This window comes from Corallococcus sicarius (genome assembly GCF_003611735.1).
In the GTDB taxonomy this organism is placed as follows: Bacteria; Myxococcota; Myxococcia; order Myxococcales; family Myxococcaceae; genus Corallococcus; species Corallococcus sicarius.
This window is the reverse complement of the sequence record NZ_RAWG01000204.1, coordinates 1-17,098: the sequence shown is the minus strand read 5'-3', so window position 1 is coordinate 17,098 and position 17,098 is coordinate 1. Positions and strand designations below refer to the sequence as shown.

The window sequence follows — 17,098 nt, the reverse complement described above, 5'->3', positions numbered from 1 at the left end:
GGGCATGGCTGGCGGCATCGCGGGAGGCATGGCCGGCGCGGTCGGATCCGAGGGCGCCGCGCTCGCGGTGGGCGGAACGACCGGGGCGATGCGAGGCATCGACGCGGGGGCCTGGGGCGGCGTCACCGCGCCCACCGCGGGCGTCGCGGTGGTAGGCCGGGCGTTCGCGGGGACCGCCGCGGCCTGGGCCGGCGGTGTGGGGCCGAAGGCAGGAACACCCGGAGCGGTGGGGCGGGACTGCGCGGGCACGTTCGCGATCTGGGGAGGCGTTGCACCCACGGGAGGGATCCCCGGGAGGCTGGTCCGCGCTCCTGCGTCCGCGACCTGGGCTGGCGGCGTTGCTCCAACGGACGGAATTCCCGGGACGGTAGGGCGCTCTCCTGCGGGCACGGTCGCGGCCTGGGGCGGCGTTGCACCCACGGACGGAGTCACCGGGAGGCTGGGGCGTGCTCCTGCGGACGCGGCCTGTTGCGGAGGCACTCCTCCCACAAGGGGAACCCCGGGGACGGTGGTGCGGGGCTGCGTGGTCTGGGCCGGCGTTGATCCGACCGCAGGAATCCCGGCGACGGTGGGCCGCGCCTGGACGGGTGCTGTCACCGAGGCGACCGGGTGCGGTGTCGCGGCTCCCACGGCGGGAACCCCGGCCAGGGTGGGACGGGTCGCGGCCGTGGAACCCACGGGCGGTACTCCCGGTGGCGGCGAACGCGTGGGCGCCGTCACCGGCGGGACGCCCTGCTGGGCCGGCCGCGCTGCCGCGCCTTCAGCTCCTGCCTGCGGGGTGCCCGGTGGTTGTGGCGGACGGGGAGCCGGAGCCGCACCCAGCGGCGCGATGCCCGGCGGCGTCGGACGCGGCGGCGCTCCGGCTTCAGGGGCTCCCGCACCCGGCGCCCGAGGTGGCGCGAGCGGACCCGCGGCCCTCTCCACCGACGGAATCCCACTCGACGACGGGGGACGCACGGCCGCCGGAGTCACCGACGGAATCCCACTCGACGACGGGGGACGCACGGCCGCCGGAGCCACCGGCGGAATCCCCACCGACGAGGGAGGCCGCGCCGCCGCCGGAGGCACCCCAGGGCCCTGTGCGGCCGGCACTGCTCCCGACGGCGGGGCCACGCGCGGGGGGGCCGCCGGGCCCGGGACTCGGGGCGCGGCGGGCGCCAGGGGCGCGACGGACGGGGGCACGGCCGCGGTCACCCGGGGCAGCGCGGGCGGCGCCGGACGCGTCGGGGCGGCGGGCGCGGTCGGCCCCGGCGGTGGGCCGGAGTTGGGATCGGAGGGCTCGGACATCGGCGGTGCCTAGGAGGCCACGGCGGGCATGTCGTTGCCGTTGTGGCCCGCGAGCCGCGTGTTGCGGTTGGCTTGGATCGACTGCTGGATGTCCGCCTCCGTCATGCCCGAGGACAGCGTGATCGACGTGGACGTCTTCTGGCCCGTCTCCACATCACACGCGGACACGTTCACCAACCCGTCCGTGTTGATCTCGAACGTCACCTCGATCTTCACCTCACCGCGATACCCGATGCGGAAGCCCGCGAACTCGAACTCGCCGAGCATCTCGCACTCCTCGGCGCGGTTGGACTCGCCCTGGTACACGCGGATCTTCACCTTCTCCTGCCCGTCGCGGCTGGTGGTGAAGGTCTTCGAGCGGTCGATGGGCACCGGCGTGTTCTTGTCGATGATCTTCTCGGTGTACCCGCCCACCGTGCCAATCCGCAGCGTCAGCGGCGTGACGTCCACCAGGAACGTCTCCGTCTTGCTGTCCAGCAGCGCGTGCGACTGGAGCGCCGCGCCCATGGCCACGACCTGATCCGGGTTGATGCCCTCCAGCGGCTCCTTCTGGAAGTAGTGCTTCACCGAGTTGCGGATGATGGGCAGCCGCGTGGGCCCGCCCACCAGGATGACCGCGTCGATGTCCGCCGCCGTCAGCCGCGCGCTCTGCAGCGCCTCGTCGCAGACCTTGAACGTGCGCTGCACCAGGTCCATCACCATCCGGTTGAACTGGTCCTGGTTGAGCGTGTTGCGCAGGTCCATCACGTTGCCGTTGGCGTCCTGGCAGATGCCCTGGCAGAGGATCTCCGCCGTGCCGGTCTGGCCCACGTCGATCTTCGCCTTCTCCGCCGCGTCCTTCAGCATCTGCAGGCAGAACTTGTTCTGCCGCAGGTCCAACCGCGTGCGCGCGAGGAAGTCCTCCGCCATCCACGTCATGATGCGGTCGTCGAAGTCGTCGCCGCCCAGGTACGTGTCACCCGCCGTCGCGAGCACCTCGAAGACGTCCTTGCCAATCTCCAGGATGGACACGTCGAACGTGCCGCCGCCCAGGTCGTACACGACGACGCGCTGGTTCACGTCCCGGCCGAAGCCGTACGCGAGCGCCGCGGCGGTGGGCTCGTTGAGGATGCGCAGCACCTCCAGCCCCGCGATGCGGCCCGCGTCCTTCGTCGCCTGGCGCTGGTTGTCGTTGAAGTACGCCGGCACCGTGACGACGGCCTTGGTCACCTCGCGGCCCAGGTACGTCTCCGCGACGGCCTTCATCTCCTTGAGCACCAGCGCCGAAATCTCCGGCAGCGAGTAGCTGCGCTCGCGCACGCCGATGCGCACCGAGTTGTTCTCGCCCTCGACGATGCGGTACGGCATCACCGCCTGCGCCTTCTTCACCTCGTCGGAGAAGTAGTAGCGGCCGATGAGCCGCTTGGCCGAGTACACCGTCGTCTCGGGGCTGGTGATGATGTTCTTCTTCGCCGCGTTGCCCACCAGCACGGACCCTTCCTCCAGGAAGGACACGCACGAGGCATGGGTCGTCTCGCCCCACTCATTGGGGATGACCGTGGGCTGCCCCTCGTACACGACGGACACGCACGAATACGACGTGCCCAGGTCGATGCCGATTGCGATGTCGTCCGCCATTCCGTCTCCGGTGAAGACCTGCACCCCCGTTCACTCCCGGGAGGTCCTGCCAAGAAGCGGACGGAGGTTAGGCGCCACGGTGTGAGGTGTCAATGCAATGACAGGTCAAACGCCTGCTATTTCAAGGGCTTAGCGCCAGAGCAGGGGAGCAGGGGGGCGGCGCTGAATCACGTCCACCGCCGCCTTATCCCTTGAGGTGAAGGGGGGTAGTGCGAATGTCCGCCATTCTCGCCGCGGTGTCATCGGATCCCAATCTCCTGCGGTGTGAGCTTCACCGTCTCACCCATCACGTGGTCCTCCGTCCGGAGGCCCGGGCCAACGCGTTGGGCGTGGGCTCCTATGCCCAGGAAGAAGTCCTGCTGCGCCGGCTGGCCCCGGACACGGACGTCACGCTCGACGACCTGGGGCCACCGCACGAATCCGAAGCGGTGCTCTTCCACGCCGGCCGCCTGCCGCCCGGGATGTCGCCCGAGGAGAACACCCAGCCGTTCCGGGCGCGCCACTGGCTGTTCGCCCACCAGGGCCCGCTGCCGGACTTCCGGCCCGTGCGCGCCCCGCTGCTGGAGCGCGTGCCCGAACACCTCCAGCGTCAGGTGCGGGGCGCCACGGACAGCGAGGTGCTCTTCGCCCTGTTCCTCACGCGCTTGCGCAACCTGGGCCGCACGGATGATCCGCGCCTGGAGCCGGAGGTCGCCGGCCGCCTGCTCCACGAGACGGTGCGGGAGGTGGAGGCCGCGCTCGTGGCCGCGGGGCAGGTGCGCACGCCGCCGCTCAACCTCGTGGCCACCAACGGCGTGGTGCTCGTCGCCACGCGCTGTGGCGAGGCCCCGCTGTACTACACGCGCCTGGAGGGCAGCGCGGAGTGCGAGCGCTGCGGCGTGGACGCCCGCACCCCGGAGACGCATCCGGAGCTGAGCGCGCACCGGCGCCGGCGCACGGTGGTGGTGGCAAGCCACGTCACCCGCACGCAGGGCTGGGTGGAGCTGTCGCCCGGCACCACGCTGGCGGTGGGCGCCGACCTCCAGGTCCAGCACCTGCGGCCGGGGTGAAGCCCGCCTTCCGTCCGCCTCACGGGCCGCCGAAGAAGGACTCTTCCAGGAAGCGCACGTAGAGGTTGCACGCGGCGTGGAAGAGGGCGCAGCCGAGGATGCTGCCGGTCCGCTCGCGCATCCAGCCGAACAGGAGCGCAGGGAAGAACACCGCCAGCCGCCAGGTCTGGAAGATGGCCAGGTGGCCCAGCGCGAAGAGCAGCGCCGTCACCCAGAAGGCGCGTCCCAGCCGGCCGCCCAGCACCACGCGCCCCTGGGGCCACGCGTCGCGCAGGCGGGCCTGCACGTAGCCCCGGTAGAAGAACTCCTCCGGCAGGGCCACGACGAAGAGCTGATCGATGATCCACTCGCCGAAGCGCGGGGGCAGGCGCGGCTGGAAGTGGCCCGAGCCCACGATGGGCGTCAGGTGGCGCGCGAGCCCGGGCGGCAGGTGGGGCACCACCTCCACGAAGGCGGCGAAGCCCACGAAGAACAGCGGCCCCACGATGAGCGACAGGATGACGAACAGGCGCACGTCCTGCTTCCACGTGCGCAGGGTGAGGCCGTAGTCGCGGTAGTCCTCGTCGCGCCAGCGCATGGGGATGAGCGGCAGGTAGAGGAAGCCCACCGTCGCTACCAGCTTGGGCACGCTGCTGCCGCCCGCGAGGAGGAACGCGAGGACGATGCCCAGGAAGCCCAGGGCCCAGAGCCCCACCGCCTCCTGCACCGCGCTCACGCGGAACGGCGGCCCCGGGGGCCTGCTCATGGCGTATCCGCCGACGCCAGCTCCGCCTTCACCGCGCTCAACGGCAACGCGCGTGCGCCCCTGCCGCGCTTCTCCACGACGACGGCGACGAGCCGCCCGTCCCCGTCGTACAGCGGGCTGCCCGGCGGGAGCATGAGGTCCACGTCGAAGAAGGGCGCGGGCCCGGACTTCGCCACCGTGGCGCGCGGCCTGTCGCGCTGTCCCTTGCGCCCGGGCATCACGCCCACCACCCAGCGGCCCGCGAGCCCCTCCGGCACCAGCCGCACCGGCGCCGCGGGCCACGTGCCCTGGGGGCCCGCCACCACCGCGACCTGGAGCACCGCGCTGGACAGCACCACGCGCGCCGTCAGCGCGTTGCCCGCGTGCACCACCTGGGCGGACTGCGGCCCCACGTGCGCCACGGCGGTGAGCACCTGGCCGTCCGCGCCCACGATGATGCCGGGGCCCGCCTGCTGGGGGCCGCGCACGCGCACGGACGAGCGGGTGTGCAGCTCCAGCACGCGCTGGAGGTCGGCGCGCGACGGACGGGCCTCCGCGGCGGCCCGCGGGGGGACGGCCAGGAGGAAGAGGAGGAGGAGGAGGGCGGAAGGGAGCGGGCGGAACATCAGCGCGCCCGCGAGCCTATCAGCGCTGTCGCAGGGCGGCGAGGAAGCTGGCCACGGGCTGGGTGTTGAGGATGTCCTTCTTGCGGGCCCAGCCCCGGCGCGCGTTGGACACCGCGAAGGCGAGGTTCTTCAGGTCCTCCTGCCGGTGCGCGTCGCAGCTCGCCACCAGCTTCACCCCGCGTGTCACGGCCATCCGGACGTACTCGGCCTTGATGTCCAGGCGCTGCGGCTTGCCGTTGACCTCCACCGCCACGCCCCGTTCGGCGGCGCGCTCCAGCACCTCCTCCATGCGCAGGGGGTACGGATCGCGGCTCTGGATGAGGCGGCCGGTGGGGTGCCCCAGGACGTGCATGTGCGGGTTGTCCAGCGCGGCCAGCACCCGGCGCGTCATCTGGTCCTCGTCCAGGGAGTGGCGCACGTGGATGGAGGCGATGACGATCTCCAGCTGCTCCAGCACGCTGTCCGCGTAGTCCAGCGCGCCCGTCTCCAGGATGTCCACCTCGATGCCCTTGAGCAGCCGCACCCCGGGCACCGCCTCGTTCACGCGGTCGATCTCCTCCCACTGCCGCTTGAGGTCGTCCACCTTCAGGCCGCCCGCGTAGATGGCCGCCTCGCTGTGCTCGGTGATGGTGAGGTACTTGAGCCCCAGCGCCTGGGCCGCCCGCGCCATCTCCTCCAACGAATTGCGGCCGTCGGACCACGTGCTGTGCGCGTGCACCGCGCCCTGCACGTCCTCCAGCGTCACCAGGTCCTCTGGCAGCTTTCCCGCGAGCGCTGCCTCCACCTCGCCCGAGTCCTCGCGCAGCTCCGGCGGCACCTCCTGCATGCCCAGCAGCCGGTACAGCGTGGCCTCATCCGGGACGGGGAGCTTGGTGCCGTCCTCGCGGTGCACGCCCCATTCGGAGATCTTCAGGCCCTTCTCGTGGCCCAGGTTGCGCAGCCGGATGTGGTGGCCCTTGGAGCCGGTGAAGTGGTGCAGCGCGGTGGCGAAGTCCTCGTCCGGCAGCACGCGCAGGTCCACCTGGAGGTCGCCCAGCGTCATCCGCACCGAACACTTGCTGTCGCCCTTGCCCAGCACCGTCGCCACGCCCGGCGCGTTGGCGAGCGCGTCCAGCACCGGCCCCGCGTCCTTCGCGGAGGCGATGAGGTCCACGTCGGACACCGTCTCCGCCCGGCGGCGCACGCTGCCGCCCAGGCTCGCGCGCACCACGCCCGGCGCCGCGCGGATCCGCTCCAGCAGCTCCTCCGCGATGGGCAGCGCGTCTCCCAACAGCTTCCGCTCGCCCTTCGCGCGCCGGTATACGGCGATGCCGTCGAGCAGCTTCGTCTCGCTCTTGGCCCCGAAGCCCTTCAGCTCGCGCACGCGACCGTCGCGGCAGGCGGCCTCCAGCGCTTCCACGCTCCCCACCTGGAGCTCCTTCCAGAGCACGGCGACCTTCTTCGGGCCCACGTCCGGCAGCTTCATCAGCTCCAGGAGGCCGGCGGGGAAGCGGGCCTTCAGCTCCTCGAAGGAGCCCAGGCGGCCGGTGGTCACCAGCTCGGTGAGCTTCTCGGCGAGCCCCGGGCCAATGCCCTGGAGCTCCTGCAGGCGGCCCTCGGTGACGACGGCGCCCAGGTCCTGGGGGAGGTTCGCGATGCGGTCCGCGGCGATGTCGTAGGCCCGGACGCGGAAACCGCTCTCCCCCTGGAGTTGGAGCAGCAGGGACATGTCCCGGAGGAGCTGGGCGACGGCCGCCTTGTCGGTGAGCACGGCGTTGGAGGGTGTCACGTCGGAAGTCACGGTCGGAAGATTAATGACGGGGGAACGGGGGTGCAGGCCTGCACGGGTTGTGGGAAAAGGAACGCGAAAAGGAACGCAATGACGAAGATAAAGCTGGGGCCCGCGGACTTCGCTGAGAGGGAGATGCGCGGCTACGAAGTCGGCAAGCGCAACGTCTGCATCGCGAAGATCCAAGGCCGGTACAAGGGCCTGGATGACTGGTGCAACCACGCCGGATGCCTGCTGTCCGGTGGCCGCATCGAGGACAACACGGTCGTCTGCCCCTGCCACGAAGTCGGCTTCGACATGGACAGCGGCCAGAACGTCACCTCGCCCGGCGTGTGTGACGACCAACCCACGGTGCAGCTCTCGGTCGAGGACGGCGCGCTCGTCGTCGACCTGCCCGACGCCTGAGCCTTCCCGCGCCGCCCACCACCGCAGCCACCAGGAGCGTCCACCATGGGACACGACGGACACGATCACGACCATGACCACGGTCATGGCCACTCGCATTCCCACCCCCACTCGCATGACCACGGGCACTCGCATGACCACGAGCACGGTCATGACCACGGGCACTCGCATGAACACGGTCATTCTCATGACCATGGCCACGCGCACGCGCCCGAGGGTTCGGCGGTGGCGGCGGAGCACAAGGCGCGGGCGCCGGTGCACGTCAGCGCGTTCGTGGTGACGTGCTCGGACAGCCGGGACGCGGCGCACGACGGCAGCGGGAAGGACCTGCGCGAGGGGCTGTCCGCGGCCGGTCACACCGTCGTCGGTCACACCGTCGTGAAGGATGATCCGGAGGCCATCCGCGGCGCGCTCGCGCAGGCGCAGGCGGCAGGGGCCCGCGCGGTGCTCTTCACCGGCGGCACGGGCATTGGCCGGCGCGACTGCACGGTGGAGACCCTGCGCGCGCTGTTCGAGAAGGAGCTGCCCGGCTTCGGCGAGCTGTTCCGGATGCTGTCGTACCAGCAGATCGGCAGCCCCGCGCTGATGTCGCGCGCCACGGCGGGCACGTACCAGGGGATGATCCTCTTCGCGCTGCCCGGCTCCCCCCAGGCGGTGCGGCTGGCCCTGGACGCGCTCATCCTTCCGGAACTCGGCCACGCGGTGCGCGAGCTCACCCGTTAGAGAAGGGACGCATGAGAGCGACGGGGACGTGCCTGCGATGAAGAAGCGCCGTGGCGCACACACCGGACTGAGCACCCAGGCGGCCGAGCGGCTGCGGCCCCGCCTGGAGGCCTTCATGGCGTCCACCGACGCCCGGGCCCGAATCGGTTTCGACCCGGTGGAGTTCCCCCATCGCTACCGGGACCCGCGTGACGTGGAGGTCAGCGCGCTGCTCGCGGCGGCGCTGGCCTACGGACGCGCGGACCTCTTCCGCCCCAAGGTTCACGCGCTGCTCTCGCGCATGGGGCCGTCCCCCGCGGCCTTCGTGCGCGCGCTGGACGTGGCCGGGGCCCGGGAGCTGCTGACGGGCTTCGTGTACCGCTTCAACGTGGGCACCGACCTGGCCGTGCTGCTCATGGGCATGGGCCGCGCGCTGCGCGAGCACGGCAGCCTGGAGGCGCTCTTCGTCCAGGGGTGGAAGGCGAGCGGCACGCTGCACGGCGCGCTCGCGGCCTTCACCGCCGCCCTCCGTGACATCCCCATGGACTCGCTGCGCGAGGCGCTGGGCCCGGAGCGCGGCCTGCACCACCTGCTGCCCTCGCCCCTGGGGCCCGGCGCGGCGAAGCGCCTCAACCTGTACCTGCGTTGGATGGTGCGAGGCCCGGACGCGGTGGACTTCGGCATCTGGAAGCAGGTGCCCGCGTCGGTGCTGCTCGTGCCACTGGATACCCACATCGGCCGCATGGCGCTAAACCTGGGACTGACGCGCCGCACGGACCTCACGTGGCGCACCGCCGAGGAAGTCACGGCGTCCCTGCGCGCGCTCGATCCCTTGGATCCCGTGCGCTACGACTTTGCTTTGTGCCACTACGGAATGAGCGGAGCCTGTCCCGCGAAGACGCTGCCCGAGCACTGCGCGCGATGTTCACTGCTGCCGTCGTGCAAAGTGGGGCCTCGCGTCGTCGCGCGCGCTACCCTGCAAATCTGAGTCCCTGCTGACCCTGAAATGGGTTACGGGCAGTCCGCGCGACCCCGCGTTGACGGTTTGGCTCGGTCAAGGCTGCAATGCAGTCCAGCGGCGCGGGTATGTATGACGGACCGGACCGCGGGGTGTGAGGAGCAACGCAGTGCACGCAATGCTGGTGGCGGTTCCAGCCCCGGTGGCCCAGGACGTGGAGCGCGACTTGAGCGCCACGGCCGCCGGACGCGCGTGTCGGGTGCTCCGTGTCGAAGCACCCCTGGAGCCGTTGCCGGAGGGGCTGCTGGTGCTGTGGGACCACGGCGGTCCGCTGGAGGCCGTGAAGGCGCGCTGTCAGTGGATGCACGCGCGGCGGTTACCTGCGCGCACGTGGCTGGTGGTGCTGACGTCGCGCGACGGCGCGGAGGCCGAGGCCCTGGTCGAAGCGGGCGCGGACGAGTGTGTCGCGCCGCCCGGCACGCACTGGGGCTCGCGGCTCGCGGCGCTGCGGCGGCGCTCGACGGATGAGGACGCGCTCGCGCTGCGGCGCTCGCGGGACATGCTCCAGGGCGCGCTGGACGCGATGCCGGAGCCGCTGTTCATCAAGAACCGCGAGCACCGCTTCGTGGTGATGAACAGCGCGTTCTGCCGGCTGCTGGGCGTGCCCGCCGAAGCGCTGCGGGATCAGTCCTCCTACGCGCTCGTGCCCGCGCATGAGGCGGAGGTGTCCTGGCGGCAGGACGAGCGCGCCTACACCACCGGGCAGACCGTGGAGGACGAGGGCACCCTCACCGACCTGCGGGGCCGCTCCTTCGAGGTGATCACCCAGCGGGCCGCGTACGCGCTGCCCAGCGGTGAGCGCTTCCTCGTGGGGCTCGTGCGCGATGTCACCGAGAGCACCCGCCTGGAGACGCAGCGGCGGCTGGCGGAGCGGATGACGTCCGTGGGCACGCTGGCGGCGGGCGTCGCGCATGAGATCAACAACCCGCTCTCCTACGTGACCTCCAACCTGGCCTACCTCTGGGAGCGCGTGGCGCAGCCGGTGGTGCCCACGGAGCAGCTGGAGGAGCTGCGGCAGGTGGTGGCCGAAGCGCTGGAGGGCGCCGGGCGCGTGCGCTCCATCGTGCGCGACCTGCGGACCTTCTCGCGCGCGGAGGAGGAGAGCCACGGCCCGGTGGACGTGCTCCGCGCGGTGGACGGCGCGCTCAAGCTGATGCGCGACGAGCTCCAGCACCGCGCGCGTCTGACGTGCGAACTGGAGCCGGTGGCGGCTGTACACGGCAACGAAGGCCGGCTGGGGCAGGTCGTCATGCACCTGCTCATGAACGCGCTCCAGGCCTTCGGTGAGCGGCCCCTGGAGGAGAACGCGTTGCGGCTGCGCGTGCGCCCGGGCCGGGAAGGGCACGTGCTCATCGAGGTGGAGGACAACGGCCAGGGCATGGCGCTGGACGTGCGCCAGCGCATCTTCGATCCGTTCTTCACCACGCGCTCGCCCAAGGGCGGCACCGGCCTGGGCCTGTCCATCTGCCTCACGCTGGTGCATGCGATGGGCGGCCACATCGAGGTGGCCAGCGAGCAGGGCCAGGGCAGCCTCTTCCGCGTGGAGCTGCCGGCCCTCATGGCGCAGGTGGAAGCGGCCATCCCCCCGGCGGAAGCGGCCCCCGTGGCGGCCCCGGCGGGCGAAGCGCCGCCCCCGCCGGCGACCCGCGCGACGCGGAACCTGCGGCGTCTGCTGCTCATCGACGACGAGCCGGCGGTGGGCAGCGCGGTGGCCCGCCTGCTGCGCAACCTCTACGAGGTGCACGTCCTCCAGGATGCGCGTGAGGCCCTGAAGCGGCTGTCGCACGGCGAGCGGTTCGATGCCATCCTCTGCGACCTGATGATGCCGGGCATGAGTGGCATGGACTTCCTGGTGGAGCTGGAGCGGCTGGCGCCGGAGCTGGCGCCGCGCACCGGGCTGATGACGGGCGGGGTGAACCCCCAGGCCCGTGAGTTCGTGGGGCGCCGCGCGAAGGAGCTGCTGGAGAAGCCCTTCGAGCGCGACCAGCTGTGCACCTTCGTCGAAACCCTGATGCAATGAAGCGCCGCACCCGCTGGACGCTCACGGCCGGGCTGTCGGCCCTGCTGCTCGCGGGCATTGTCCTGCTGCCTCCGGAGCTGCGCGGGGTGTCCTTCATGCTGCGCGCCGCGGGCCTCCGGGGGACCGCGGCCGAAACGGTGGCCCGCTTCGACACGGGGCCCTTCACGGTGTCGGAGCTGAGCGTGCCCACGCGGCACGGTCCGGTGCGCGCGCGGCTCTACCAGCCGGCCGAGCGACAGGGCCGGCTCATCATGTTGACCTCGGGCGTGCACGCGGCGGGCATCGACGAGCCACGGCTGGTGAAGCTCGCGGGGGACCTGGCCACCGGAGGGTATCCGGTGCTCACGCCGGAGCCGTCGGACCTGCTGCGCTACGAAATCACCCCGCGCCTGACGGACGTCATCGAGGACGCGGCCCTCTGGGCGCTGGACCAGCCGGCGCTGGTTCCCGACGGAAAGCTGGACCTGTTCGGCATCAGCTTCTCGGGGGGACTGTCCGTCGTCGCGGCGGGGCGGCCCTCGCTGCGCGACCGCGTGGCCGCGGTGTTGTCCTTCGGTGGGCACGGTGAGCTGTCGCGCGTGCTGTCCTTCCTGTGCACGGGCGTCCAGGCGGACGGGGTGCGCCGCAAGCCACATGACTACGGCGTGGTCGTCATCCTGCTCAGCGTCGCGGATCGGCTGGTGCCCCCGGAGCAGGTGGAGCCGCTGCGCGCGGGCGTCCGCACCTTCCTGCGTGCGTCGCACCTGACGCTGGTGGATGGGAAGCAGGCCTCGGCCGCCTTCGAGGAGGCGCGCAAGCAGGAGGCGGAGCTCCCGGAGCCTGCCGCCACGCTGTTGCACCTGGTGAACACGCGCGACGTGGACGGGCTGGGGGCCCGGCTGTTGCCGCTCGTGAAGGACTTCGCGGGAGACCCGTCGCTGTCGCCGGAGCGCTCGCCCGCGCCTCGCGCGCCGGTGTACCTGCTGCACGGGGCGGACGACACCGTCATCCCCGCCATCGAGTCCACGCTGCTGGCGCGCGCGCTGGAGCCGTTCACGCGCGTGCACCTGCGCACCACGTCGCTCATCACCCACGCGGAGATGGACCGCGAGGTCGATGCGCTGGAGGCGCTGCGGCTGGTGCGCTTCTGGTCCGACCTGCTCGACGAGTAGCGCGGTTTCGGGCTTCCGCGCACGTCCAGGACGCCCGCGTGGAAGCACTGCGCGCGTGGCGACCACCTCCAGGCTGCGCACCCGGGACGGATGGCGGCTGAGGGCCACCGCTGACGCTTGCAGCAGCAAGCTTTCCGCGAGAACAAGCGTGCGGGCGTCACCCAGGCGACAGGGCGCTGGGGGGATGGTGGCGCGGCGGAGACGCCGGTAAAAACTGGGACCCCATGAGCGTCCGTCTCCCCGACGTCCTCCCCGACGAAGACGTGCTGGACTTCGTGCAACGGCTTCACGGTGCCTTCGATGCGCGCCTGTATCAGCAGGTCCTGGGCGCGGCGAATGCGTTCAAGGAAGGCGACGCGACCCTCGGTGTCGCCGCGGCGGACGAGGACTCGCGGCAGCGGGCCCGGACCCTGCTGTCGCGCACGCGCCTGAGCGACGTGCACGCGCACCCGCCCTTCGAGGACCGGCTGCACGTCTTCAGCCTGGAGGCGTGGGACTCGGCGCGCTGGCGGCGCGTGGCGGACTGGACGCTGGGGCAGCTCAAGCACTTCCTGCTCACCGCGGAGGAGGCGGACGTGCACGACGCGCTCGGCGGCCTTCCCAGCGACGTCATCGCGTGCGTCGTGAAGCTGATGAGCGACGCGGAGCTGAAGGCGGTGGGGGGGCGCATCTTCCATCCGCTGCCGGGCAGCCGCGTGGGCGCGCGGGGCTACCTGGGCGCGCGTCTTCAGCCCAACTCGCCCACGGATCATCCGGAGGACATCCGCTGGCAGGTCTTCAACGGGTGGTCCTTCGCGGTGGGGGACGTGGTGCTGGGCACCAACCCGGTGTCGTCGGACGTCGCGTCGGTGGCCGCGGTGGAGGCGGCGCTGCACGACGTGCTGGTGACGTTCGGGTTGACGGACGTGATGCCCCACTGCGTGCTGGCGCACATCGATGTGCAGGCGCAGGTGGAGGCGCTGCAGCCGGGCACCACGGGCATCTGGTTCCAGAGCCTCGGTGGGAACGAGGCCGCCAACCGCACCTTCGACGTGACGCTGGAGAAGATGGTGGCGCACGCGGCGGCCCGCACCGGCCCCTGGGGCCTGTACTTCGAGACGGGGCAGGGCGCGGACGCGACGAACGGCCACCACCACGGCACGGACATGCTCATCCACGAGTCGCGCAAGTACGGCTTCGCGCGGGCCCTCAAGCGTCGGGTCGCCGTGGCGCAGGCCGGTGCGGGGCGGGACGCGGCGCCGTGGGTGCACGTCAACGACGTGGCGGGCTTCATCGGGCCGGAGGTGTTCCGCACGCGCGAACAGCTGGTGCGCTGCTGCCTGGAAGACATCGTGATGGGCAAGCTGCACGGCCTCACGTTGGGCCTGGACGTGTGCTCCACGCTGCACATGGACGTGACGCTGGATGACCTGGGCTGGTGCCAGGAGCAGCTGGCCGAAGCGGGGCCCGCGTACCTGATGGCGCTGCCCACCCGGAATGATCCGATGCTCAGCTACCTCACGACGTCCTTCCAGGACCACGTGCGGCTGCGCGAGCGCTACGGCCTGAAGGTGGATGACCGGATGTGGGCCTTCTTCCAGCGCCTGGGCGTCATCGACGCGCAAGGGCGGCCCACGAAGCACTTCGGCGACCCGCGCCACGTCTACGTGCACTACCGCCGACACCGGGGCGACACGCGCACGGAAGCGGAGCTGCGCGCGGAGGCCGAAGTGCAGATGGCGCGGGTGCGGGCCCGGGGCGTGCCGCTGGCGGTGGGCCACGGCGAGACGCCGTGGACGCTGGAGCCCGCGCTGGAGCAGGACCTGCGGCAGCTGTACGAGGACGCCAAGGTGGGCCTCTGGTCGGAGCTGTCCGACGCGACGGTGGAGTCCCTGCCCGGCGCGGTGCGGCTGCGGACGTGCTCGGAGGATCGACGCGACTACATCCTGCATCCGCCGTCCGGCGAGTCACTGGACGGCGCCTCGGAGGCGACGGTGCGTGCGCTGCGCGAGCGGCACGGAGGGCAGTACGACGCGCAGCTCGTCGTGTCGGACGGGTTGGATCCGCGCTCGCTGATGGACGCGGGGCACCTGGCGCCGTTCGTGGACACGCTGCGCGCGGAGCTGGGCGCGCAGGGCTGGCGCGTGGCCCCGGAGGTGCTGGTGGTGAAGCACGGCCGGGTGCGCGCGGGCTATCAGGTGGGACGCGTGCTGTTCGGTGACGAAGGGGGCGCGCAGCCGTGCGCCCTGGTGCACGTGATTGGCGAGCGTCCCGGCTCCGGGCACCACGCCTACTCCGCGTACCTCACGGCCCCCTCCGCGAGCACATGGGCGCGGAAGGGGGCGGTGGACCACGACCGCACGCGGCTCATCGCCGGCATCTCGGACACCAGCGTCCAGCCGGAAGACGCCGCGCGGGAGGCGGTGCGCATCCTCGCGGAGCTGGCGGCGACCGCGCGCACGATGCCTCCGAGCGCGGGGGACACCGCGGCCATGGGGTGAGTCGTCTTCGGCTGAAGGTGAGCGCGTGGCTCAGCGCGCGGACGCGATGCTTGCCGCCGTGCGCACGCCGCCCACCGCCGTGGCCAGGGTGCTCTGGCCCGGGAACACCGAGTCCCCCACCAGCCACAGGCCCCGGTCGGCCTGGAACGGGCCCAGCGTGCGGTAGTTGTCCAACCCCGCGCGCCGGGGCACTCCGCCCACCGCGCCGGCCTCGCGCAGCGTGAAGCGCTGGAACGTGCGCGGCGAGGCCGTCATGGCATGCACCACCTGGCCCTGGCCCATCCATTCGGGGGACAGCGCCTCCAGGCCCTCGCGCATCCGTGCATGCAGCTGCGCGAAGTAGGGCCCCTGCGCTTCCGGTGACAGCCCCGCGAGCTTCTTCAACGGCACGTGCGTGGACACCGTCACCGTGCGCTGGCCCGGCCGCGCGCGTCCTTCATCCGTCACCCCGCTCACCGAAGCGAACAGGTGATTGCCCTCGATGAACGCCTGCGTTGAATCCCGCACCAGCTCCAGGTGGCGCGCGCTGCCGGAGTCACCTTCGGGAGGACGCACCACGAGGTACAGCATCGCCGCGCCCCAGCCTCCCTCCAGGCGCTCAGCCAGCGCATCCACCCGCGGAAGGCGGCCCACGGGCGCGTCAATCAGCGAGCGCAGCCCCTGGGGCAGCACGTTGGCCACCACGTGCCGCGCCAGCAACTCGCCCCTTCGCGCCGTCACCTTCCATCCGCCGTCCACGGGCGTCACCGCGCGCACGCGGTTGGCCATCAGCACGTCGCCGCCCCGGGCCGTGATGGCCCCCGTGAGCGCCTTCGCCAGCTGGCCGATGCCGCCCCGCACGTGCCCCGTGCCGCGCCAGTAGTAGTCCATCGCCGCGAGCGCGAACGGGGCCTCGGCCTCCGCGGCGGAGCACTGCACGGTGATTTGACAGAGCGCATCCAGGTAGGTGCGCAGCGGGGTGAAGTGCTCCAGGCCGTGGTGCGCGACCACCGCCCCCAGCGGCCGGCCCAGCCAGCGCGCCAGCGGCGCATACGTCCACGCGCGCCCCGCGTGCCGCAGCAGGGATTTGAGATTCAGCGGCGGGAGCAGGTCCGGATTGTCGAACAGCGGCCACAGCACCCCGGCCACCCGGGCCTGGGTCTCGAAGAAGCGCTGGATGGCGTCCACGGGAGCGCCCGGCAGCGCGCACAGCTCACCGATGAAGCGCGCGCGGTCCCGGTGCACCGGCAGCCGCAGCCCCGGGGCGCGAAGCTCCACCAGCGGATCCACCGGCTCCACCGTCACGTCCAGCGCGTGCTCGCGGATCCACCGGCCGAAGAGCTGATGCACGTCGAAGCCGGAGAACAGCGTGGCGCCGGACTCGAAGGCGTAGCCTCCGCGACGGAAGGTGCTCGCGCAGCCGCCCGGATAGTTGAGCCCCTCGCACAGCGCCACGCGGGCACCCCGGCGACAGAGCTCCAGCGCCGTGGCCAGTCCGCCGAAGCCCGCGCCCACCACCACCGCGTCGTACCAGGTGTCCAACGTCGCCCAGGGAAAAGGGACCGGCACCGGATGCGGGCCGGGGGAGGCCCGCACCTTCCGGTGCCGGTGTCGCGCACATGGCCAGCCGCGACAGGACATTCCTAACGGCCCCCCCTTCGCACCGCGACCCTTTTCCCCCAGGAGGAGGGGACAGGCATCCGTGCGCTTTCACTGGCGGACACCGGGGACCTACCGGGGCATGCGCAGCTTGATGTTGAACGTGTACGCCACGTTCACCGGACGGCCCTGGTACGTCATGGGCTGATAGCGGCGCGACCGGAGCGCCGACAGCACGGCGTCATCCATGTACGGCAGGCCCTTGATGATGCGGCAGTCCCGCACGGTGCCCTCCGCGGCGATGACGCACTTCGCGATGACCACGCCCTCCACGCCCGCGAGCTGTGCCTGGCGCGTGTAGCTGAACTCCGCGCCGCCAATCATCACCGGCGGCGTCATCCCGCCCATGAAGGGGAGGACCTCCGTGCCGGTGGCCTCCGGGATGTGCGGCACGCCGATGGCGCCGATGGGGCTGTCGCTGTTCGGATCCCCGTCCGGGTCTCCCTCCGGCTCGGTGGAGCCCGTGCCCGTCGTGCCCGGGGTGTTCGCGTCCGCCACGGTGGTCTGCTCCGGAGGCGGATCCGGCCTCACCTCCGGGGGGGGGGCGGCACGGCGCCGCCGCAGGTGATGACCTTCGGCGCCTTCACGCTGGACCTGGGCCGGCGCGCGGTGC

13 protein-coding genes and 1 pseudogene are annotated in these 17,098 nt (G+C 72.0%); 7 read left to right on the top strand and 7 right to left on the bottom strand.

Going from position 1 to position 17,098, the window contains the following annotated elements; translation table 11 throughout:
* Positions 1–279 (bottom strand): annotated as a pseudogene (locus tag D7X12_RS42550) (adventurous gliding motility protein GltJ); the annotation flags it as partial.
* A 1,017-nt stretch (positions 280–1,296) separates the two neighbouring features.
* Entirely contained in the window at positions 1,297–2,904 is a 1,608-nt protein-coding gene (dnaK, locus tag D7X12_RS27025; protein WP_120628156.1) for a molecular chaperone DnaK, read from the bottom strand.
* A gap of 215 nt (positions 2,905–3,119) precedes the next feature.
* Here dnaK and D7X12_RS27020 point away from each other — a divergent pair, with 215 nt between their 5' ends.
* Positions 3,120–3,953 (top strand): class II glutamine amidotransferase, encoded by an 834-nt coding sequence (locus tag D7X12_RS27020; protein ID WP_120628154.1) that lies wholly within the window; start codon positions 3,120–3,122, stop codon positions 3,951–3,953.
* A gap of 19 nt (positions 3,954–3,972) precedes the next feature.
* On the opposite strand, the gene mrtX is transcribed toward D7X12_RS27020, so the two are convergent.
* Genes mrtX through polX form a run of 3 tightly spaced genes read right to left on the bottom strand, consistent with a single transcriptional unit; the run spans position 3,973 to position 7,071 of the window.
* On the bottom strand, positions 3,973–4,698 hold the full coding sequence (gene mrtX, locus D7X12_RS27015; protein WP_120628153.1) for a myxosortase MrtX: 726 nt from the start codon (positions 4,696–4,698) through the stop codon (positions 3,973–3,975).
* Entirely contained in the window at positions 4,695–5,303 is a 609-nt protein-coding gene (locus tag D7X12_RS27010; protein ID WP_167509045.1) for an MXAN_2756 family trypsin-like serine endoprotease, read from the bottom strand. The genes mrtX and D7X12_RS27010 overlap by 4 nt, the downstream gene beginning before the upstream one ends.
* Positions 5,304–5,322: 19 nt before the next feature.
* On the bottom strand, positions 5,323–7,071 hold the full coding sequence (gene polX / locus D7X12_RS27005) for a DNA polymerase/3'-5' exonuclease PolX (RefSeq protein ID WP_167509044.1): 1,749 nt from the start codon (positions 7,069–7,071) through the stop codon (positions 5,323–5,325).
* A gap of 90 nt (positions 7,072–7,161) precedes the next feature.
* Between polX and D7X12_RS27000 the strand changes: the two genes are divergently transcribed.
* The 6 genes from D7X12_RS27000 (at position 7,162) to eutB (ending at position 14,847) form a co-directional block, all read left to right on the top strand.
* Positions 7,162–7,476 (top strand): Rieske (2Fe-2S) protein, encoded by a 315-nt coding sequence (locus D7X12_RS27000; RefSeq protein WP_120628151.1) that lies wholly within the window; start codon positions 7,162–7,164, stop codon positions 7,474–7,476.
* Positions 7,477–7,731: 255 nt separating this feature from the next.
* Entirely contained in the window at positions 7,732–8,199 is a 468-nt protein-coding gene (locus D7X12_RS26995; RefSeq protein ID WP_208719305.1) for a MogA/MoaB family molybdenum cofactor biosynthesis protein, read from the top strand.
* A gap of 37 nt (positions 8,200–8,236) precedes the next feature.
* A complete protein-coding gene (locus D7X12_RS26990; RefSeq protein WP_120628149.1) occupies positions 8,237–9,166 on the top strand; it encodes a TIGR02757 family protein in 930 nt (309 codons plus the stop codon).
* 148 nt (positions 9,167–9,314) lie between these two features.
* On the top strand, positions 9,315–11,216 hold the full coding sequence (locus tag D7X12_RS26985; protein ID WP_120628148.1) for an ATP-binding protein: 1,902 nt from the start codon (positions 9,315–9,317) through the stop codon (positions 11,214–11,216).
* Positions 11,213–12,367, top strand: coding sequence for a dienelactone hydrolase family protein (locus tag D7X12_RS26980; RefSeq protein WP_120628147.1), 1,155 nt, complete (start codon positions 11,213–11,215; stop codon positions 12,365–12,367). Before D7X12_RS26985 ends, D7X12_RS26980 begins: the two co-directional genes overlap by 4 nt.
* 224 nt (positions 12,368–12,591) lie before the next feature.
* Positions 12,592–14,847: an ethanolamine ammonia-lyase subunit EutB gene (eutB, locus tag D7X12_RS26975; RefSeq protein WP_120628146.1), complete on the top strand. Its 2,256-nt coding sequence runs from the start codon at positions 12,592–12,594 to the stop codon at positions 14,845–14,847.
* 30 nt (positions 14,848–14,877) lie between these two features.
* Here the strand turns inward: eutB and D7X12_RS26970 are convergent, their stop codons facing one another.
* Positions 14,878–16,395, bottom strand: coding sequence for a phytoene desaturase family protein (locus D7X12_RS26970; RefSeq protein WP_244224802.1), 1,518 nt, complete (start codon positions 16,393–16,395; stop codon positions 14,878–14,880).
* A 162-nt stretch (positions 16,396–16,557) separates the two neighbouring features.
* On the bottom strand, positions 16,558–17,098 hold a 541-nt coding region (locus D7X12_RS44575), incomplete at its 5' end, for an energy transducer TonB (protein WP_147443817.1).

What these genes read in the sequence shown, in the direction of transcription:
- D7X12_RS27000 (WP_120628151.1), top strand. Translation starts at nt 7,162, where the DNA reads ATGACGAAGATAAAGCTGGGGCCCGCGGACTTCGCTGAGAGGGAGATG.
- mrtX (WP_120628153.1), bottom strand. Translation starts at nt 4,698, where the DNA reads ATGAGCAGGCCCCCGGGGCCGCCGTTCCGCGTGAGCGCGGTGCAGGAG.
- dnaK (WP_120628156.1), bottom strand. Translation starts at nt 2,904, where the DNA reads ATGGCGGACGACATCGCAATCGGCATCGACCTGGGCACGTCGTATTCG.
- D7X12_RS26985 (WP_120628148.1), top strand. Translation starts at nt 9,315, where the DNA reads ATGCTGGTGGCGGTTCCAGCCCCGGTGGCCCAGGACGTGGAGCGCGAC.
- D7X12_RS26990 (WP_120628149.1), top strand. Translation starts at nt 8,237, where the DNA reads ATGAAGAAGCGCCGTGGCGCACACACCGGACTGAGCACCCAGGCGGCC.
- D7X12_RS26980 (WP_120628147.1), top strand. Translation starts at nt 11,213, where the DNA reads ATGAAGCGCCGCACCCGCTGGACGCTCACGGCCGGGCTGTCGGCCCTG.
- eutB (WP_120628146.1), top strand. Translation starts at nt 12,592, where the DNA reads ATGAGCGTCCGTCTCCCCGACGTCCTCCCCGACGAAGACGTGCTGGAC.
- D7X12_RS27010 (WP_167509045.1), bottom strand. Translation starts at nt 5,303, where the DNA reads ATGTTCCGCCCGCTCCCTTCCGCCCTCCTCCTCCTCCTCTTCCTCCTG.
- D7X12_RS27020 (WP_120628154.1), top strand. Translation starts at nt 3,120, where the DNA reads ATGTCCGCCATTCTCGCCGCGGTGTCATCGGATCCCAATCTCCTGCGG.